Genomic DNA, 21,144 nt, shown 5'->3' with positions numbered 1-21,144 from the left:
TTGTGCATGCCCCGTGCTCACTCGAAGCGGTCCGAAAAGATCGCGTCTTCGGGGGTGATCAGCCGCCAGGGCTGGTTGCTGAACTGGCTGGTGTTGCCAGAGGCGTCAGTTGCGGTGGCGACCAGGTAGGTTGAAGTATCAACCGGCTGGTTGAGCGCCAGCGTGCCGGTGCGAAACTCGAACGCTGCCGAGATCGGATAAACCATGGAGTCGATGAAGGTCTTGCCCTGCGGGCTGCTGCCGTCGGTCAGGTAGAAGTCGATGGTCAGCGGATAGTCGGCGTTAGCTGGTGTGGTCTGGACGCGGACGCGGTAATTTATTTCTCCTGCTTCGGCATCGTATTCGGTGGCAGCGGCGTCGAAGTCGGGGTAGTTCATCAGCCTGTTCGGCCCGCTTGCAGCGCCGCCAATATCAAGTTCTTCCATTCCCAGGTCGATGCCCCGCGTGCCGGCCGGCCCGTTGCTGTAAATGCTGTTTCCTCGAATCACGTTGCCGGTCGAATTGTCATCGGCGCGCTCGAGGCTTATGGCTTCATCATTGTAGGCAATTATGTTGCCGTCACCGCTTCCTCCGGGCAGCCAGGATTCGGGGTTGATGACATCGCTCAGCGCGTAGCCCACCCGATTGTCGGTTATGGTCGAGCTGGAACTGCCGTCGAAGTAAATGCCTTTGCGATTGGGCATGGGCTCGCCGCTTGAATGGACACCGATAAGGTTGCTGGCGATAATGACGCCGCTGGCATCCCCATGTAGACGAATGCCGCTAGATGTGCTGTTGACAATGATGTTGCCTGTTTCGTAGGGGCCAAATGGATCTTCATACAGGCCGATGCTGACTCTGCCATGAGGGGCAGAAACATTTATTCCTGTCGTGTTGCCGAGTGATGCGCCACTGGCATTGGTTCCAATGTAGTTGTTGATGATGATTACTGGGTTGATCACATCGAAGCTGACACTGATACCAGTGCCGTTGTGCCCAATCACGTTTGCGTCGGCGATATCGGAAGAACCGACCCTACCATGACCATATCCTATGAATCTGATACCGTTGGCGTTATTTCTAATTTGATTTCGATGGATAAAATCGCCGGCACCGGCAATATATATTCCGTCGAAATTATGCGCGATCGTATTGCTGATAATCCGGCTGTTTAGGCCGACAGAATCGGACACATAGATTCCATATCTCATCCCAAGATCTTCATCGGCCTGATTGGTCCCGATCAAGTTCGAGGTCATCCTGTTAGCGCTGGCCCCCCAAACAAGGTGTATGCCGATGAGCGAGTGCCCGATCACGTTGCCGCCTCCGTAGGTGCCAATGCGATTGTCGGATCCCCCGGAGATTACGATGCCAGATTGACTATTCCCGTAGTCTGCGGAATCGTATCCCGGCGCAGTGCCATTGGTATGAGGTGTGCCAATACGGTTACTCCAGATAATCTGCTCATCAGCCTCGACCAGAATGCCCGATATGCCGTTATTGGAGATGGTGTTGCCTCTGATGAATCCGACGGCGTTGTTGGGACCGGCGCTGTCGGCAATGAATACTCCGTAGTCGCCATTGCCACTTGCTCCAAATGGTGAATAGCTGTCGGATGATGAGCCGGTCCGTATCAATCCGATCACGTTGCTCTGCATGACATTATGGGCTGACCCATTGTGTATCCAGATGCCGCTTTTGCCATTGGCTCTGATGGTGTTGTTGCGAATGTTGTTGGAATCGGAGCCGCTGATTCTCAGGCCGTTGGCTCCGTTTCCTGCGGGAGCGTACCCATAGGGCGTCCAGGCGCCGCCAAGCACGTTGTGTTCGATAAGATAATTGCCGCCGCCGCTCAGCAGGATGCCATGCTGACCGAATCCCTGAATGCCGATGTTACTCACCGTCGAGCCCGCCGCGCCCGACGAGAACCTCAGCCCACTGAAACCGCCGCTGCCCGGGCCGCGAATCACCAGGTGAGTGGCGCCATCCTGCTCCCAGTCCGGGTGGGTTTCGCCAGCGATGGTCACTTTGTTGCTGATGAAGGGCAGGCCAGAGTTGACCTCGATTATCGACATTTTTGCAGGGACGACGTTGCGCTCGATGTCCTGGTGGATCTCGATGGTGACCGGACCGGCGGTTGCGTTTGCTTCCTCCAGGGCGGCTCGCAAGGTGCATTCTCTCATCCGCACTGGTCCGACCCAGATTTGAACGCCGGTCCAGCAGCGCCCGTCGCCCGGATCCGAGTTTTGAGCATCTCCAAGCGAGTTGATGGTAAAAGTGGTTTGTGCCAGTACTGCGCCGGCGGCGAGGCTGAGGCCAAATATCAGTATGGCGTGGAACATGCGAATCAATTTCGATGAGTTCATTGTGCTTTTTTATTGGGATCTTGTATTGGGATACGCGCTCTGCGAGAAAATGAAGACAGGGTGAATCGGTTTGATCAGGCAAACCCCGACCTGCGGAACCAGAAGGCCCTGTATCATTGAGCAGATTACGCACTCAAGCGGCGCATGGCCTGCTGACCGCAGACCGATGGTGACTTATGCTTCAGAAACTGGTTTGAGGATGGAACGGGCAGATTCTTTCAGCAATGAGCAGGTTGACTTGTCGGCACTGCCGGATTTCCGACGCGTCGAGCTCACCGCCGCGGCGCGCGCCTTTCTGCCCTGGGCGCTGATCACGCAGACCGGCTTCTGGCTGATGCTGGCCGCGGCCGTGCTGGTGGTGCCGATGCTGCCTTTCGTGCCGCTGGAGGGGTTCTGGTGGCTGCCTCTCGTGCCCGCCGCGATCGCCGTGCTGGCCGCGGTGCATGCCCTGCTGGATGTGCGCTATCGGGCCTGGGCCTTGCGCGAGCACGACCTGATCTATCGTTACGGCGTCATTTGGCGCAAGACCGTGATCATGCCTTTTGCTCGCATCCAGCACGTCGAGGCGGTGCATGGGCCGCTGGAGCGTCATCTGGGGCTGATGCGAGTCAAGTGTTTCACCGCCGGTGGCATGAGTGCCGATCTCACCGTCAGGGGTCTTGATCAGTCGGCGGCGAGGCGTGTGCGTCAGTATCTGCTCGAACAGATTGCCGCGACCGCCGAAGACGAGGCCGAGAAAGACCGAACGGGCGACGGCTGAGGTCACTGTCGATGAAGCAGACCGACCTTCACGCCTGGCAGCGTCTGGCCCCGATAGCGCTGCTGTTTCTGATTGTCAACGGCGGCGTCAAGCTGGTACGGGAAAATTTCTACGCCTTTGCCGGCGCCGGCGCCGGCTTTGCCTTTCTTGATCGTCTGGGCCTGCGCGAGTTTCTGCTCGGTGGTCTGGTGCTGTTGCTCGGAGGCGCGCTGATCGCCGCGGTCTACCATCGCAGATTCCGTTTTCGTATCGAGGGCGATGCCATCCGCCTGCGTCGCGGTCTGATCGAGAACAAGGATCTGCGCGTTCGCTTCGCCCGAGTGCAGAACGTGGGGTTGAGCCAGCCGCTTTATTTTCGGCCCTTTGGTCTGGTGCGATTCACGCTGGAGACGCCCGGCGCACAATCAGCCGAGGTCGTGCTGCCGGGGATCGGCCGCGAGCTGGCCCTGGCGCTACGCGACCATATAGCCCGTCACGGCGCAGGCGAAATCGATCTGACTGCAAGCGCCGAACGTTGCACCGGTGCAGGGGAGGGCGGCAACGACAAAGCGCCGCTCGAATCCGAGCTGCTGCACGCGCCCGGCGGTCTGCGGCTGTTTCTGCATGGGCTGGTCAGCAATCAGGTCTGGTTGATTGTCGGCGTGGCCGCCTGGCTGGTCGGCACGCTCGGCGGGCGAGTCGAGCAATGGATCGAATCGTTTGGCGCCAAGCTGTTGTTCGAGCGCGCGCTGGCCATTGGCTGGATCGGGGCGGCCGCGCTCCTGGTCGGACTGCTTGCGCTGTTGTTCGCCCTCTCCGGTGCTCTGTCTCTGGTGCGCTTCCATGGCTTTGTCCTGCGCGATCGTGGTGATCGCTTTCTGGCGGTCAGCGGGCTGCTCGACAGGCGTGAGCAGGACATACGCCGTGAAAAACTGACCGGACTTGCGCTGCACCAGACGGCGCTGGGCCGCCTGATCGGGCAGTGGTACCTGGTGGGCAAGCAGGCCGGCAGCCGGGAGCAGGGCACGGGGCGCTCGCAAACGCAGTTCCTGGTGCCGGGCATGCGCCGCGATGATCTCGGCATGATTGCCCGGCTGATGCCGGGGTTTTCCGTGCCGCCGGGTTTCAATGCGGTCAGCCGGCGCCTGCGTAGCCTGCTGTGGATGCGACTTGCCGCAGTGGCGCTGACAGCGGTCGCGCTTGGCTGGTGGTTTCTGCCGGCGGCGAGGCCGCTACTGGCAGTTTTTCTGGCGGTCTTGCTGGTGGTGCTGTTTCTCATTCACCGCAGCTGGCGCTGCTGGGGCTGGCAGGTCGTTGACGGCGTGTGCTGGATTCGCCAGGGCGTGTTCGGGCTGCGCCAGGACGCTTTCGAGCTGGCAATGGTGCAGCAGGTGGTGCTGGTGGAATCCCCCTATCTTCGCCGCCACGGGTTGACCACGCTGCGCCTGGTGCTGCCCCAGGGACAGGTCAGCGTGCCTTTCATCTCGGTCAGCGATGCAGCTGAGCTGGCCAACCGGGCAATCCATGCGGCCGAGACCGCGCGGGTCCACCGCGTTTGAACTTCGGCCGGCTGCTTGCTGACAAGGCAGCCGAGAGCATCTCCCATGATAAAATGTTGAGCTGTTTCCATATTCCCGGAGTCCGCTTGAGCATGAGCGATCGAACACCCGGCGCACGCTTTCGCAAGCTGGTTGCCGACCAGCCGCCACTGCAGGTCGTGGGCACCGTCAACGCCTACTCCGCCTTGCTGGCCGAGCAGGCCGGCCATCAGGCCATCTATCTTTCAGGCGCCGGCGTGGCCAACGCGTCCTATGGCTTGCCGGACCTGGGCATCACGCAGCTGGCCGATGTGGTCGAAGACGCCCGCCGGATCACCGCGGCCAGCGATCTGCCGCTGCTGGTTGATGTCGACACCGGCTGGGGCAGTGCTTTCAATATTGCCCGAACCGTGCGCGAGATGGAGCAGGCCGGCGTCGCCGCCGTGCATCTGGAAGACCAGGTGGCGGCCAAGCGCTGCGGGCACCGGCCCAACAAGGCCCTGGTCAGCCCTGAAGAAATGGCCGATCGCGTGCGTGCGGCGGTGGATGCGCGCAGCGATGATTCCTTCGTGTTCATGGCGCGCACCGACGCCTATGCGGGCGAGGGCATGGCCGCGGCTGTGGATCGGGCCAACTTGTACGTCGAGTGTGGCGCCGACATGATCTTTGCCGAGGCCTTGCACACGCTGGAGGAGTTTGGCGAGTTTGCCCGTCAGGTTGACGTGCCGGTGCTGGCCAATATCACCGAGTTCGGCAAGACGCCGCTGTTTTCCGTCGACGAGCTGCGTCAGGCCGGGGCCGGCCTGGTGCTGTATCCGCTGTCGGCGTTTCGCGCAATGAGTCGGGCCGCGCTGATGGTCTACGAGGCCATCGGTCGCGACGGCCACCAGAAGAATGTGGTCGATACCATGCAAACGCGCGATGAATTGTACGAGGTGCTCGGCTATCACGAGTTCGAGCAGAAACTGGATCAGTTGTTCAGCAAGGAGTCGTCATGAGCGAGAAAAAACCCGGAGCCGGCCTGCGCGGCCAGTCTGCCGGACAGACTGAAATTTGTACCGTGGGCGCGGCCGGAAACAGCCTGCGCTACCGTGGCTATGCGGTCGACGAGCTGGCCGAGAAGGCCTCGTTCAATGAGGTTGCGCATTTGATTCTCAAGGGTCACCTGCCCGATAAACAGGAGCTGGACGCCTATGCCGGCCGCCTGAAGGGACTCAGAGGCCTGCCCGATACGCTCAAGGAGGTGCTCGAGCGCATTCCCGCCAGCGCCCATCCGATGGATGTGCTGCGCACCGGCGCGTCGTTTCTGGGCAACCTCGAGACCGAAGAAAGCTTCGATGCGCAGCAGGATGTCGCCGACCGCTTGCTGGCCTCGTTCCCCTCGATGATCACCTACTGGTATCGCTACAGCCACGACGGCAAGCGCATCGATGTCGAGACCGATGACGACAGCATCGGCGCGCATTTTCTTCACCTGCTGCACGGCAGCGAACCAAGCGAACTGCACGCGCGGGTGATGGACGTCTCCCTGATTCTCTACGCCGAGCACGAGTTCAACGCCTCGACCTTCACCGCCCGGGTCTGCGCCTCGACCCTGTCAGATATGCACTCGTGCGTGACCGGCGCGATCGGCTCGCTCAGAGGTCCGCTGCACGGCGGTGCCAACGAGATGGCCATGGCCATGCTCGAGAAATATCACTCGCCCGAGCAGGCGCGCGAAGACGTGCTGGCCAAGCTCGAGGCCAAGGATAAGATCATGGGCTTCGGGCACGCTGTCTACCGCGAGAAAGACCCTCGCAACGCTATCATTCGCGAATGGTCGCGCAAGCTGGCCGACGATGTCGGAGACGACACGCTTTTTGACGTCTCCGAAGCGGTCGAAAAGACCATGTGGGACGAAAAGAAACTGTTTGCCAACGCTGACTTCTATCATGCCTCCGCATATCACTTCATGGGTATTCCCACCAGCCTGTTCACGCCGATCTTCGTGATGGCGCGGGTGACCGGCTGGTGCGCCCACGTCATGGAGCAGCGCGCCAACAATCGCATCATCCGCCCCGGGGCCGACTACACCGGGCCGGACGATCGCGCGGTGCCGCCGCTTGACGAGCGCTGATCGGGCAGACAAGGCCGGGCCGCTGACGGCCCGGCTTTTTCCAGATTCGACTCCGGCGCACCACATCCAAAGTCGGAAACGGATGCAACCTGCTTTGATGCCGGGTTAATAAGCTATCCTCCCCGCCGCGACATCCCCGCGGTCAGAATGAACCGCAGGGCGTCGTCGAAGGGCAGGTCCAATGGTTCGCACCACTGTTTCGGCACAAACACCGTATAGCCCGCAATCTGATAGCTCAGCGGCAGATAGACGGCGACCTCTCCGGCTTCGCCGAAAGGCAGGTTGGAAAAATCCTCGCGGGTGATGAAGCCCATCACGCCGACGTTCAGTTCCGGGTGGCGAACCATGACCGCCTGATTGAAGCGTTTGGCGTCGTCGCTGGAAAAGTACTCCACGAAGTCCTTGGTCGCCCGGAATACAGACTTGATCACCGGCATGCGTTCCAGCGCGGCCTCGCCCAGGCCGATCAGCTTGCGAAACAGCCACACCTGGCTGAGCAGTCCGATGGCGATCACAACCGCAATTCCCCCGACCAGGCCCATGCCGGTGATGTACCAGTCCTCGGGCAGGACGAGCTTGATTGCCGAGCCGATGCCGCGCTCGGCAATCCCGGCCAGCCAGAGCACGATAAGCAGGGTGAGCGCGATCGGGATGATTGTGCCCAGGCCCTTGAAGAACAGGCGCACCAGGTGGGCGACCGGGCGATCGTGTTCAGAGCTCATCGATCTGCCTCCCGAGTATTTTGCACTGGCGGCCGAGCCAGTATCGGCTGATAACGACCAAGCCGATGATGGCAGCGATTGCGACCAGTGCTGTAAAGAGATTCATGCAGAGGCTCCGGTATGAGGCAGGCGCCAATGACGAGGCGCCTGCCTCACGATACTAACCCGCAGCTAACCGGATTGCATGCCGGGCCGATCATCCTTGCGCCGGGTCACCGCCTCATTCCCCAGCGAAACGGTCGGAGAACAAAGCGTCGGCGGATAGCCGGGTAAACACCACAATGGCGTTGTCCTGATTGGCAAGCACATAGACATGCCGCTTGTCGTGGGAGGCCGCAATATCGGTAGGGCCGGCAAGATGGTCGGTGGTGGCCTGGCCGTCGAAAATCGTCTGCGCGACGTCAAGGTGGCCGGCCCGACTTGCATCCTGCTGTGCGGCAGTCCGGTCGAAGACCGTGAAGCTGTGATCGGCGAAGCCGCTGACGAACAACTCGACGTTGTCTGGCGCCAGCTCGAGGCGTTGGGGGCCGCCCATGCCGGGCAGCTGCGCCTCGCCGCTGGTCCATATCCTCGCCTGGTCCAGATTGCCGTTGGCGTCGCGATCAAAGCGGATCAGGGTGCTGGCCTGTTCGGCCGTGACGTAGACCTGGCCGCCGTCTGCGCTGACAGCCACATCTGTGGCCCCAGTCAAGCCTTCGATTCCGGCAAGGTTGTCTTGCAGCGCCTGGCGGAAGCTCAGTTGACCGAAATCGGGGCTGGATGGGTCGGTACTGCGGTCGAAGATCAGCAGGGCGTTACCCATGCGCGTGGCGACCAGCAGCTGGCGGCCGTCGGGGCTGACCGTCAGGCCGGTCGGGCGCTGCAGCGCCACTACCGTGCCGCCGCTGTCTTCCGGGTCGTCGGTGTTGTTGGACTCCGACTCGAGAAACGTCAGCGCGCCGGTGGCGCTGTCGCGTGAAAACACCGCAATCGAGTTGCTGCCGCTGACATACAGGTGTTCGCCATCAGGGCTCAGTGTCAGCCGGCGCGGCTCCTGCATGCCGGTGATGGAACGGCTGCCGTGAACATAACTGTCCTGCAGGGCCAGGCTGCCGTCGGCGGCGCTGCGGGTAAAGGCAACCAGGCTGTCGGAGCCATGCGCAACGATATAGACGTGTGCATCGTCGTTGCTGATGGCGATATCGACTGGCCCGTCCATGACCATGCTCTCGAAGCCGGGCGTTTCTGTGTCGATACTGTCAAACACGCTGAGCCGACCGCTGGCGCGCTGTCTGTCCAGGATGGTCAGTTGACCGGTTGATTCACTGGTGACATAGAGGTGGTGGCCTGCGCGCGTGATGGCCAGCGCCGAGGGATCGGCGATGCCGTGAATGCCGTCTTCGCCGTTGACTGCGTCCTGTTCATGGCGAAGGCTGGGGTTGTGATCGGGGTCGGCAATGATGGCCGTAGCCGTGCTGCGCAGCAGCGTGCCCATTTGCGCATTGTCAAGGCGCAGCGCAAACGCCTTCTGCGGCCCGCTTGCTGCGCTGGGCAGAACGGTGATTCGGATCTGGCCCGCGATGTCACCGGCCTCAATCTCCAGCGTGCCCTGGCTGGCCAGGTAATCCTGGCCGGCGACAGCCGTGCGGTCTTCAGTCTGCCAGTCGAAAGAGACGTTGCGGTGATGATCTCGCGACAACGTGACCGAGAAGACCGCTTCGGCTGTGCCGCTGCGCGGTTTCTCGACCCAGGTATCGGTGACGCGAATTTCGGGATTATTGTCGTCATCAAGCAGAGTCACCGTGGCCACCTGGCGCGCAAAGGTGCCGCTTGAGGTGGCGGTGAGCTCGACAGTGAAGGTTTCGTCTGCTTCCGGAATATCGTCGGGGCAAATGGTCACCGTGATGTCGGCGTTCATGCTGCCGGCGGGAATGGTCAGCGTGTCCGCAGCGGAAATGAAATCAACTGAGGAGTTGCAGCTTGCTCCGCCGGTGGCAGTGCCTTCGCGGGTGTGCCAGCTGATGTCGATGGCCTCGGTCGAGGTCGTCGACAGCGTGACAGGCAGGGTCACCACCCGCGCGTCGCCGCTGTTTCCTTCGAGGACTTCAGCGTCTTCGATGGTGATTGTCGGGCCGCCTTCGACATACTGCGGGTCGATGTCGAGCCGAACCGCGCGGCCGATGGCGCCGACCGTGGTTTCGGCCGCCAGGCGTGAGCCGATATAGATCTCGACTTCATTGCCGGGTCGCGCATACCCGGGTCGTCGGGGCGACACGTCATCCATACCGACCGGCAGCGCGTACTGGCCCTCCAGGCGGGGATCCTTGCCCATGTGGTAGCTGATCAGCGTCTCGCCGGTTGCGCTCAACCTGGCTTCCACGATCGTTCCAGGCGCGACCGGCTGCCCGAACAATGTGGCGTTGCCGTATAAAACGTGGCTGGGCTGGTCAATCCTGGCCTGGGCTGAAAACGCCAGCGCGAGAAGTGTCAGCAGAAGCGTGATGGTTCTGTAGGTCGGCTGCATGCTCAGTTACCCGGATATGCGTAAGTTTCGAAGAAGATGCGAATGTCGTTGATCCCCTGGCCGTCGCGTTGGCCAGCACCGCCGGGTATTTCCTCGCCATGGATGAAGGTTTCCAGTCCTTCGACCGGATCGCTGAGGAAAGTGCCGCCGGGAATGATCATCAGCCAGCGTCGATTCCAGACCGAGCGGCCAATCAGCCGGCTGTCGGAAATGACCTGTGACGGGTCGAAGGGCTCGCTGAAGTGGTGGGCCGGAATGCGGCCGAAGCGCCGCGTCTTGACCGGCGACTCGGCGACTGTATCGCGAATCGGCAGCCAGTCGAACTCGCCCAGTTCCTGTGAGCTGATCGGGAAGGGGATCGGGATGGCCTGATCGATGACCTGCCATTCTCTGATCGTGAAGTCGTTGGCCGCAGGGGCCCTGAGCACATCGGCACCTACCGGGAACAGGTAGATGCGCGGATCATCGGCCAGGGGAAGATTGGCGTATTCACCGAACCATGCGCCGACCGAGTGAATACGCGTGGCGAACTGGCTGGAGTCGTAGGAGCTGTCTCCGGAACCCAGATCCCAGCCGAAGAAGTTCAGGCCAAAGGTGACGTTGGTCGAGAATGGAATCACCAGTCCCGGCTGTGGGCCGGCCGACTCGGGCGCGAATGGTCGTGCATGGCGCCGGAACTCCGGGATGCTCCAGAGATTGTCGACACGGGCGTTTTCAAGAGCCAGTCGCCATTCCTGGTCGCCTTTTTCACCTTCCGGAATACGGAACAGTTCACGCCGCAGCGAGAAGCGGTTGGTCTCGACCTGGGGATTGTTGAAGCCCATCTGCCCCTTGAGCACCTCGAAGTTGAGGCTGAGCTGGGCGAGGGCATTCGCCAGGCCCGGAGTGCCCGGCACTGGCTCACCCCCGATGATCTCCCCAAGCGAGCGTTCGCGCACGATGCTGGTCAAGAAATCCTGGCCGGCCTGGCCGTCGCTGCCGAGCAGGTTGGTTTCGTAATCATAGGCGGCTGCGGCCAGGTAGACATAGCGGGCAGCCAGATCGAAGGCGGCGCGATATTTTTGCAGGGCATCGTTGCGGAAGATGCGAAACGCCATGTCCTGGTAGCGGTGCTCCTGTACGGCGGCGGCGCCGCGTTTGCGGAAGCTGACCAGGCGTTCGAAGCTGCGCAGGCCGCGCGCCAGGGTGGCCTTGTAGTCACCCAGCAGCTGTTTGATGGCCTCTGTGCGAGCATAGATCTCCGAGCGCAGAACAGGCTCCTTGCGCATCAGCGCATCCACCTGGCCCTTGGCGTTGAACAGATCCAGGGTGGCATCGTTGATGGCAGTCTTGATGCCCGACAGCTGAGCAACATCTTCCTTGGCAGCGTCGGTAGCGCTGGCGGCAATGTTGAGCGCGTCGGCCGAGGTGTCCAGAGCAAAGGCGGCTGCACTGCCGCCGGCATTGACTGCGCAGCGGCCGGCCGAGAACAGATCACCCCCGGCCGCCAGGCCAGCAATGGTGTTGTCCGGGATACAGGTCGCCGAGTCCTTGAAGCTTGCGTCGATAAAGGCGCCCACGCGACTGGCTACCACCGCGCTGGCGCTCATCGTTTCCGCGACTGCGGTCAGGGTTTGCAGGGTGTTGCGCTGGTTGATGGCCAGGTTGAGGTTGTCTTCGGTGATATCGAAGGTGGCCTGCAGGGTGTCGATTTCCGACACGATTTCCTGGCGCAGCTGGTCATATTCGACCAGCGCCTGCTTGAGTGAAATGCGGGCCTGCAGCATCTGCTGAAGGATCTGCTGCAGCTCGCCCGGTGCGCGTCGCTGGCCGTTCCAGCTGCCAGGCTTGGTGAACCAGAAACCGAAGTCCGGTGATTCGATGGTGACGTAGCTGACATCCAGACTGTCGTCGAGACTGACCTCGCCCAGCGCGCAGCCCTCTGAAATCGGGAGTAGTTTGCAGGGCAGGCCGTGAGAGCCGGTGTGCTCGGTTTCGCTCGAGCTGGGCGTCATGTCGAAGAAGTTGATGCCGTTGGGCACCGGGTCGTAACTGCCGGTGAACTCCTTGATCCGCTTGATGCCTAGATTATTGATATCGTCGGCGAAGTCGAAGTCCGTTCCGGCCAGGGCAGGAACGTCGATATACATGTAGTGATACATGTCCGGGCCGTCGTAGCCAGCCGGGTAGGTGCCGTTTGGCCCGATGTCGTCTGCATAGGGGTAGCCGAAGATTTCGATGAGCTGGTTCGAAAAGTCCGTTTCCTGCGCGTTGGCATCGATGGTCAGATCGTCCACCTCGTTCTGAGTGCGGCGGATCTGGTTTTCCAGCTGGTTGGCAAAGTCCCACACCTGGACCGCATTCTCGAGCGCACCCATGGCACGCTCGGCGACCTGTTCGAAGTGTGAGGTTCCCCACTTGGCTAGCTGCGCCGGATCGATATCGAACGGCACGACGTCCTTGGCAAGCCCCAGCGGGTTGAGGCCGGCATCGGCCTTGTCGACCTGGCCCTGTATATCAGTGAACTGGGTGGCAATCTCGTTGAGCTCGCGCACGGTCGTACGATCGATGCGCTCAATGCCGACATGCGCAGGATCCGGATCCTGTTCCGGCAGAATCGAATTGGCGGTCGCCCAGTCAAAGTAGGCGCCCATGCCGGCACGCCGGCCCCACTCACTCAGGCCCCAGGCTCGTTGCGGGTCGGTATCTTCGTATCCCTGCCATTGCCCGTCGGGGTTTTCGACGTAACGCGAGCGATAGGTCAGATCAACAATTTCGGCGGCGGTGCGCGCCTTGGCCGCGGCCGATTCGGCAAACTGGCGTTCGTCGAGAAAGTCGACCTGAATCGGCACGCCGGCTACGGTGACGGCTTCCGGTCGCGGCTCCCAGGTAAAGAAGGGATGGCGCAGCAGGTCGTAATAGGTCTTGATTGAGGTCAGATAATGGCCCCAGGCGTCACCATGACCCTGGGGGAACATGATGCGGGCATCATACTCGTCGATGACGCCATCGGCATTCTGGTCGCTGATGTTATAGCTCTGGCTGTAGGCGACCTCGCCATCGCCCGTTGTGAAGTTCCAGAACAGGCGGTTGTACACGGGGCTAGCGGTGACCGGACCCTGACTCTTGTCGCGGCCGCGCAGCAGCACCAGTTCTTCTTCAAGCAGGGAGGCGAGCTGATTCTGGAAGTTGAAGATGCTCGGTGCCAGAGACAGATAGCTGCCGCCCCCGGTGCTGATGCCGATGGTGGGGTCCTGGGCGTCGGCGTAGGCTTCGTTGCCCAGCAGGGTATAGAAATCCACCAGGCGGGAGGCGACCAGCAATATGGCGTTATTGGCCGGCCCGTAGTTGACCGGTGGGGTGCCGTCAACCGACAGCTGCATGGCCCTGCGCATGACGGTGGTGTAGGCCTCGATCAGCCCCAGCTGATTGATGTTGTTCGGATCGCTGTTGAGCGCTACCGGGCCCTCATAGCGTTCGCCCAGCTGGATGATCATGCTCACGTAGTTGTTCGTGGCCGCTTTGGCAAAGTCCTGCACGCGTGCCTCGAAAGGGTTGAGGCGGCTGAGAACGCGCTTGACCCAGCCCTGTGCGAGTTGAGCGATCTGGTCGCGAGGAGTCGATCCCGGGCTGCCGGCATACAGGCTCCACTCGGTCGCATTGCCGCAGGTGGGCAGGCCACGATAGCGAGCCAGGTACCAGTTGTCCGACAGGGTCTGGATATTTGCGCCTTCGATACTGATTTCGACAGCGCCTTGGGAATCGTCCACCGGAACCTGAATCCAGCCGTTCATCTGCCCGCTTTCCGGATCAGGAACGGGCAGCGGCGGGGTGCCGTTTTCGTCTGGATGGTAGAACCACTGGAACTCCAGCGCATCGGGATCGCCGCCGAAATCGCCGCTGTGTCGCAGCACCAGCTGCTCATCGAAGATGTTGTCTGGTGCGATCACATTGATCTGGCCCTGGTAAGTGCTCAGAATTTCGGCGGCGGCCGGCGGCGGTGGTGAGCGCAGGCAGCCAACCTCGATGACCTCCAGGCTGACTGGCTCGGGGTTGAGCGATTCATCGTTGTTGAAGGCCAGCGTGACATAGCCGCTGCCCTGGGAGAGCCCGGCGGTAAGTGCAGCGTCGACGCCGACGGCTTGGAAGGGCTCGAGAATGCCGTCGTTGCCGTCATCCTGGTAGCCGATGAGCACATCGTCGGCATCGACCGGACGATGTTGCTCACAGACCAGATTGCGGCTGTCGTCCAGGCGCGTTTCCAGGCAGATCTTCTCGATGCGCTGCGGGTTGCGTGATAGCCGAAACAGCGCCTCGATGGCCTGGTCCCAAGAACAGGACGAGCCGGGGCTCAGGCAGTCATTGTCATAGCCGGTTGCTTCGCCGCCGTCGCCGCCGTCAAGCGTCTTGAGCGTGACCCGGTCACGCTTGGACAGCACGTTGAGCAGCAGAAACGGTTCACCCGCGCCGCTTTCGTCGAACAGGCCGCTGAGAATCAGACGCTTGTTGAGCGGGTCGTAGGCGATACGGTCGCGAATCGAGACCGGCAGTTTGATTGATCCGTCCTGGCTGCCGAGGATGGCCTCGGTGCCGTTGGTCTGGAACTCGGTGGCAACCTCCTCGGGTATTGCATCGAGATAGACGATGCGGGGATTGAGCGGGTCGATCAGCTGAACCAGGGTGTCGCCGGGCAGGGCATTGGCCGTCGTTTCCTGATGCTCGTCGTAGACGACCTCGACGGCTGCCTGGTTGATGATGTCGGGCAGGCCTCTTTTCGGACTCAGCAGGGTCTCGCCGCTGGTCAGTAAGGGGATATCGGTCGGCCAGGCAATCTCGTAGCTGACCCGGATCGGTTCCAGCGGCGAGTCGCTGCCGCCATGTTCGGCCGGCAGGCGCTCCAGCCAGGGCACGCAGGTGGCAGCTTCGATATCGTTATCGTCGTTGTTGTCGAGGTCGACAAAGAAATTCGGCTGCGCCGGATAGTAATAATGCACCGCACCGCTGCCGGCCGACTTGGACCAGAGCTGGTTCTTGTAATCCTGGAAAAAAGGTGGTGGCGCCGGCTGGCCGAGGCCCTGGCCTTCCACAAAGGTTTCGCTGCAGCCACCAAGTAATGTCACCGGGTACGGCGGCGCCACGGTTGTGCCCACGGTGCCGGAGTAGCGGAACTGGTTGAAGCCCGCGCCGGTGGCATCAACGCGGAACACCCGGAACCGCCACTCTTGCGAGGATTGATTGAAGTACTTGACCAGCACGTAGGGATCGGAAGCGGCGGCGCGGTCGCCGTCAATCTTTTCGCCAAAATCCGCGCGTAGGGCGAACACCGCCTGCTCGCCCGATCCGGTGTTGGAGGGCGCCATGAAGGCGTGCTCGTCATTGGGGTTGTAGCCCGGCTGGCTGAATTCATTCTGCACGTAGATTCGCGCAGATGGAAACCCCTGAGCGCTCAAGGGCTGCTGTCCCAGGACCTCGCTGCCCAGTTCACTGGCAACGACAATCCGTTCCGGGTCAAACGGCCAGCGCGGGGCGTAGCGCACGGCTTTGGCCGGCCAGTACACGCCTTTGGCGTTGTCGCGATACCAGCCGACGACCAGCTCACGCCCCTGTTCCTGTGGCCGCGCGTTGCTGTAGCGGTTGACCGGGATGATTGCCCCGGTCCGGCCGCTGCGCGTGTAGGCCGCTTCGGCACCCGTGCCGTCGTAGTAGGCGAGCTCGTTGACCACCCAGCCGGTTCGATTGGGTTCATTGTGGAAGGGGTCGCTGATCTTGCGCCCGATCTCGACTTCGACGTTATCTACAAACTGCGGCACCGCCGGGTAGGGCAGGGAGCGAACGATTTCCACCTCGACCGGATACTGCGTGGGATCGATTTCCGGGCCGTTGACGTAGATGATCGTGGCCGATCCGGAGCGCGAGGTGCTGAACGAACCCGAGCTGTATTCCGGGCTACTGGAGCCACTGGTCGGGTCGATGACTTCCAGCACGCGATAGCTGCCGCTGGCTGGCTCGGCTTCAACTGGTGCGCCGGTGATGTGAACCTGATAGCAGTCTTCCGATACGGCGTCAGAACAGGGCTCTCGTGGCCAGCCCACGGCACCGAAGCTGCTGATCCGCGCCTCATCCTGGAGCTCCCGACCCTTGATGCGCCACTTGACCTCGATGCTGTCGATGGGCTGCAGCGGAATGAGCCTGGCATCACTCCCGCCAATGGGAGGCGCCCAGTAAAAGATGTTCTCGGCCAGAGCGTCGAAAGGTTCGCCATTGATCTCGAACTGAGGCGTGAAGGCGACTTTGTTGACCTCGGCGTCCGGCGGCGGCGTCAGCGGGGTGCCGGCAAGCCAGGCCTCTTCCTTGAAAAAGCGGCCGTCGGCACCGAGGCTGACGATGAAAGCGTCGTCGCCGCCGATCGAGGCCAGGGTGTCGACCGGTCCGAAGTACGCCACTGCGCTGAAGCGACCGCCGACGAAGACTGCGCCGATGCCGTTGGTGGCAATGGCCTGGCCGGCATCGTTGCCACTGCCGCCGGCATTGGCCGGTATGCCACCAACTTCGTTGTACTCGCTGCCGCCGGTGACCCAGTCCCAGCTACCGTCAGATTCGAGCGACAGGATATAGACATCCTCGCCGCCGCTGCTGGTCAGGGTGCCGAGCCCGTTGCTTCCGGAGTGAAATGTGGCGCTATTCTCGAACGATCCGGTGGCAAACACCTTGCCCAGCGCGTCGACCGTAATCGCGCCCGCCGCCGCGCTGGCAACGGTTCTTGCCCAGGCACAACTGATGCTTGAGGTGGCGATGTCGATGCTGGCGATATACAGCCCCTCGCCCGTTTGCGGAGCGCAGGGGGCGAAAGTGAAATCGCCGGAGTAGTCAGCAGCTACCAGCAGGCGCTGCCCACCATCATCAAGGGCAGTGTCCTGGATTCGGAGCGCGTCCGGAAGGTTCTGCGGGCTGCCCAGGCTGGGTCCGCTCTCGTTGAGCAGGTTGCCGACCGTCATCAGGAAGGGAACCTGTTTGCCGATCTTTTCCAGTTTGATGTTGTCAGCGTACCACCAGTCGTTGTAGCGCGTATGGTGCGGCGTTGAATAAGGTCCGCTGCCGCCGGTGAACCTGAACCTGATCCTGAGGTGTTTGTGCAACGCCCGCTTGTCTGAAATGGTCAGCGTGTCCGGGCCGGTGAATTTGAATTGCTGCCCGCCCGTGCCTCGCCCCTCGAGCCGATGGATCCGGCGCCAGTTGCCACTCTTGTCGCGATACTCGATAACAACGTCTTCACCGCGATCTGGCTTCTCTGAAATAAGCCCTTCCAGAAATTGTCTTTCCGGATCAAATCCGCGCATGAAGTCGCCTTGCAGAAGCAGTCGCTCGGCGTCCGAGGCGTCAATGAGCGGGGAGGTTACCGATACAGCACGACCGCGCAGGGCTAGTGCACGGGTGTCGGTAAAAAAGGCATAAGAGTAAGGGATAAAGGGCGCCCACCATCCGCGGTTGACGAAGATGACTCCTTGGGTGTCAAAGAGAAACCCATACTCAGTATCGCTGCTGTTCCAGCCGTTCCAGGACGAAAAGTCCTGGCTGAGCAGTTCGCTGGTGCCACCTTGTGATCGGGTGCCGACGGCGTAGACGCGATTGCTGTCGTCTATTTCCAGATGCTGAATGCCCTCATCGCCCGAGGCTGCGCTGCCCCGATCCCGGGCCCACAGGAATTCGCCGTCGGTCGAGGCCAGGCGAGCAAGAAACAAGTCGCTGGAGGTCGCCGCGCAGTTGCCGTTGGCCAGCGAATGGCTGGCTCCAAACTGCGCCGAGCATTCGTATCGCCCGGCCACCACAATCGATTCGGGCACCGGCGGCGCAATCGAGCTGTCTCCCGGTACGGCGACAACAGCGGTTGCGCGGTCATTGCCGCTGCCGCCCATGGGCCGAGCCCACTTCCAGCTGCCCTGGTTGTTGATTTTGGCGACAAAGCCGTCTGCCTCGCCGTCGGCCGAGATATCGCTGCCGCCAAACGTTGCCTGGGCATAGAAGTCGCCGGCGACAAAGACGTTTTCGGCATTGTCGAGCGTCATGCCGTGGACATGATCGTCATAGGGCCCGCCCGCCGATGCCGCCCATTCGGTGATGCCTCCGGGGCTGATTCTGGCAATGAAGACATCCTGGCCGCCTTGCGATATGAGAGTGAAGCCGCCGATATCGATGCTGCCGCGGAAATGGCCGACGACATAGGTATCACCCGCCGGGCCGGTTTCCATGGCCACGACTTCGTCGTTTTCGCCGCTGCCGGCAGAGATGGGCCAGCTGGCCCGTGCCGTGAGAGATGCCGTCAGCAGTACGGCGAGCAGGGTCGTGTGCACGATTGTGGTCACAATAGTGGTCGCAGTCGTGGTCATGAGCTGACCGGGGTGCCGGGATGAATTCATTCCAGAACGTCCTTGTTTACTGGTTCAGTACCGGGATGGCCGAAATACGGCGCAGCCGGAAAATGCCGGAGGTAAAAATCGTGTTGTGGTGCAGACCACTGAGCGCGCCTTCGTAGACGCCGCCAAGTATCGAGTCGCCCCAGCCAGGGGGCTGTCTGCCGATGGGATCGTCGCTGGTAAAGATGAAACGCATGTCGCGGGTGACCTGATAGGCCTCCTGCTTGAAGTTCATGAACTGTGCGTCGAGATTGTCGTGATCGGGGTGGTAGCGATGCTTGAACGGATTGGTCGGCAGCTCGGGGTCAACAATCAAGGTCGTATTGAGCTGTTGCCCGGGGCCAAAGTCACCGCTGAACTCCTGCTCCAGGCCGGGGAAGTCGTAGGCAATGGTGCTGTAGCGCAAGCCGACTGAGCGTCCGCCTCGGTTGACCGCGCCGGAATACAGCGGGATCAGGTTCCTGTCGGTCAACAGCACGTAGCGCCCGGGCTCGGCGACCTCGCGCATGCCGGGTTCGGCGCTGCTCGGTACCGTTGTGCCTTCCTGCCACATCTGAATCGCGTCCTTGAGCAGGCGGGCACGACCGGCAGAGTCGACGTGAATGATGACTCGCTGGGTGAAGGGATCGCGCACCGGCGTTGGCTCGACTCCGCCCTGCTGGGATTCGCTGACGGCGTTGACCTCGATGCGCCCCACCCAGAGGCCGGCATACGACACGATATCGCTACCGCTGTCGGTTACTGTCGCCTGCAGGCCACTGCCCTGAGTGGCCGCGCCGGCTACGGGTTGAATGGTGTTCCCGCCGACATGAAGAAGAATGCGCTCTCCGGTTTCGTCGGTAATTTCAAGTACCTGCTCCATGCGTGAGCGGTCGAAGCTTTCTCGTAGTACGGCCAGCGTGAGCTGAATGTCCTCGCCCGCTGGTGCCGGCAGAACGAGCTGGTTTCGCAGATCCGGCCAGGCTGTTTCTCCAGTTTCCGGATCCTCGTTGAGAAACGCTATCGGCATGCTGCTTCCGCCAACGCGGCGTATGAGAAACGAGCCGTTGTGTCCGCTGCGGTTGCGCAACACCAGGCGACTTTCGGTCAGCGCCGCGCTGAACTCCAGCGAGTCGCCATGTTCGAGAACCAGCGCCATCTTGCCTTGATAGCGTGACGCCCCGCGGGTATGAATCCAGTAGGCCTTCCCGTTCTTGACGGGCGTCGACGATTTGTCGATCGCATGCCACTTGCCGTTGGCCGAGAGCTGATAGACCGGCTGCCCGGCATGCGCTGGCGAGGACTCGAAGAACTCCTGAAAGGTGGGCGGCGCATCAGGATTGACGGCAAGTCCGGTCAGGGTGAATGCATCGGTTTCCCACCTCTGGCGGCGATGGCGCGGGCGGCCCTCGATGGTGATCTGCTGCGTCGTACTGCCTTCCACTTCGATGAGATAGGCGGTATTCGGATCGATGCGAAACAGGTTCGAAAGGAAGGCTTCGGGCCGTGGTTCCGGGAACCAGGCGAACCAGCCTTCGATGTTTTCCAGACCTTCGGAAGGGTCCTCGATGAACTCTGCGCCGGGCTGGTCTGGCAGCCAGCGCCATACGCTGGCGATGGGCAGGCCGGCAAAGACCTTTCTGATGTCACGCTCATCAGGCTCGACGTAGAGATACACGGCATTCCAGCCGGGCTCGAGATCGATAACCTGCTGCACGGTACCCGACGGCTGGGCCACGGCCGGATTTGCTGCTGCAAGAGCAACTGCCGACAGCGCTGCGAGTGCGGCGAGACGAGTGATTGAAGAAAGCATGTTCATGACCTTGTCAATGCGGTGCTTGGGCCCTGCGGGGGGCGTTGCTCTTCAGGGCCTGGCGGACCCAACGGTTCGATGTCGGCCAGGCGCTGCCGGCGAATATCGGTTTCAAAACGTGCCAGCATCTCCTGGCGAAATGCGTCTTCCACGCTGCGGTAGTGGTCGCGCAGCAGGCGCTGACGAATGCCTGCCTGGAGTTCTTCGAGTGGCCGGCTGCGCTCGGGCTGATACTCGACCAGCCGGACCAGATAGAAGCCCTGGGCTCCTTCAATCACGCCCGATAGCGTGCCGGGTTCGAACATGCTGTTGGCCGTTTCTATAACGGCGGGGTCGTGGCGATAGCGCTCGGGTGCGTCTTCACCGATCCAGCCGATGACGCCGCCGCGATAGCGACTGGACTGATCCTGTGAGTACTCGCGCGCCACCGCGCCAAAGTGTGTGACTTCCGGATCGAGCTGCTTTGCTGCCTGGTAGGCCTCGATGGCTTTCTCGCGCGCGGCTTCGCGGGCTGCCGGGTCGGCGCCCCCGGGCACCTTGATGTGAACCATCGCGACTCGCCGGCGGGCGGGGATGGCGTAGTCATCGGCTTCCTGCCGATAGATCCGCTCGACATCTTCATCGGTGATGGTGGCGTCTTCCTGACGCGGGCGAAGGTGTTGGGCCACGTAGCTGTTGACCAGGATTCTTTCCAGCGAGCGCCGCACCTCCGGTTCGGCATCAAGCCCGTCCTGCACGGCAGCGGCTGCGAGTGCCTTGCGATAGAGCAGGGCTTCGAGCAGCTCTTCTTTCTGTGCCAGTTCGTGATACTGCCCGGGCCGGTGGCCGCCGCGGCGGCGCATTGCATCAACGTATTCGTCTGCGTCGATATAGGTATTGCCAATGCGCGCAATCCAGCCGTCGGGCGCCTGGGCCAGCGTTTGTCCTGTGCTGCTCCACCACCAGCCGGCGGCAAGGCCGGCGACAAAGATGAGCAGCGCGATGAAGAGTTGTTTCATT

At 61.7% G+C, this 21,144-nt stretch carries 10 protein-coding genes; 4 read left to right on the top strand and 6 right to left on the bottom strand.

From position 1 onward, the window contains the following. Positions 1 to 17: 17 nt before the first annotated feature. The gene (locus ACEWQ0_RS09345) at positions 18 to 2,321 is read right to left on the bottom strand and encodes a NosD domain-containing protein (protein ID WP_476485224.1); all 2,304 of its coding nucleotides are present in this window, start codon (positions 2,319 to 2,321) and stop codon (positions 18 to 20) included. Between the two features lie 223 nt (positions 2,322 to 2,544). On the opposite strand from ACEWQ0_RS09345, the gene ACEWQ0_RS09340 reads away from it, so the two are divergent. From ACEWQ0_RS09340 to prpC, 4 genes are all read left to right on the top strand, one after another. Beyond that, positions 2,545 to 3,105: a PH domain-containing protein gene (locus tag ACEWQ0_RS09340; RefSeq protein WP_476483426.1), complete on the top strand. Its 561-nt coding sequence runs from the start codon at positions 2,545 to 2,547 to the stop codon at positions 3,103 to 3,105. A gap of 11 nt (positions 3,106 to 3,116) precedes the next feature. Beyond that, positions 3,117 to 4,643 (top strand): PH domain-containing protein, encoded by a 1,527-nt coding sequence (locus ACEWQ0_RS09335; protein ID WP_476483425.1) that lies wholly within the window; start codon positions 3,117 to 3,119, stop codon positions 4,641 to 4,643. A 92-nt stretch (positions 4,644 to 4,735) separates the two neighbouring features. Continuing rightward, positions 4,736 to 5,620, top strand: a complete 885-nt coding sequence (gene prpB, locus ACEWQ0_RS09330; protein ID WP_476485184.1) for a methylisocitrate lyase — start codon at positions 4,736 to 4,738, stop codon at positions 5,618 to 5,620. Next, the gene (prpC, locus tag ACEWQ0_RS09325) at positions 5,617 to 6,738 is read left to right on the top strand and encodes a bifunctional 2-methylcitrate synthase/citrate synthase (protein ID WP_476485183.1); all 1,122 of its coding nucleotides are present in this window, start codon (positions 5,617 to 5,619) and stop codon (positions 6,736 to 6,738) included. The genes prpB and prpC overlap by 4 nt, the downstream gene beginning before the upstream one ends. 113 nt (positions 6,739 to 6,851) lie before the next feature. Here prpC and ACEWQ0_RS09320 read toward each other — a convergent pair whose 3' ends face one another. From ACEWQ0_RS09320 to ACEWQ0_RS09300, 5 genes are all read right to left on the bottom strand, one after another. Beyond that, positions 6,852 to 7,460 (bottom strand): DUF502 domain-containing protein, encoded by a 609-nt coding sequence (locus ACEWQ0_RS09320; RefSeq protein ID WP_476485182.1) that lies wholly within the window; start codon positions 7,458 to 7,460, stop codon positions 6,852 to 6,854. 220 nt (positions 7,461 to 7,680) lie between these two features. Continuing rightward, a complete protein-coding gene (locus tag ACEWQ0_RS09315) occupies positions 7,681 to 9,963 on the bottom strand; it encodes a beta-propeller fold lactonase family protein (protein WP_476485181.1) in 2,283 nt (760 codons plus the stop codon). 2 nt (positions 9,964 to 9,965) lie between these two features. After that, the gene (locus ACEWQ0_RS09310) at positions 9,966 to 18,356 is read right to left on the bottom strand and encodes a hypothetical protein (RefSeq protein ID WP_476485180.1); all 8,391 of its coding nucleotides are present in this window, start codon (positions 18,354 to 18,356) and stop codon (positions 9,966 to 9,968) included. Positions 18,357 to 18,372: 16 nt separating this feature from the next. Next, positions 18,373 to 20,151 carry a hypothetical protein gene (locus ACEWQ0_RS09305; protein WP_476485179.1) on the bottom strand — a complete coding sequence of 593 codons (1,779 nt, stop codon included), beginning with the start codon at positions 20,149 to 20,151 and terminating at the stop codon, positions 18,373 to 18,375. After that, positions 20,148 to 21,143 carry a peptidylprolyl isomerase gene (locus tag ACEWQ0_RS09300; protein WP_476485178.1) on the bottom strand — a complete coding sequence of 332 codons (996 nt, stop codon included), beginning with the start codon at positions 21,141 to 21,143 and terminating at the stop codon, positions 20,148 to 20,150. Before ACEWQ0_RS09300 ends, ACEWQ0_RS09305 begins: the two co-directional genes overlap by 4 nt. Position 21,144 lies beyond the last annotated feature (1 nt).

This window comes from Wenzhouxiangella sp. YN9 (assembly GCF_056324165.1).
This window is presented reverse-complemented; position numbering and strand designations above follow the sequence as displayed.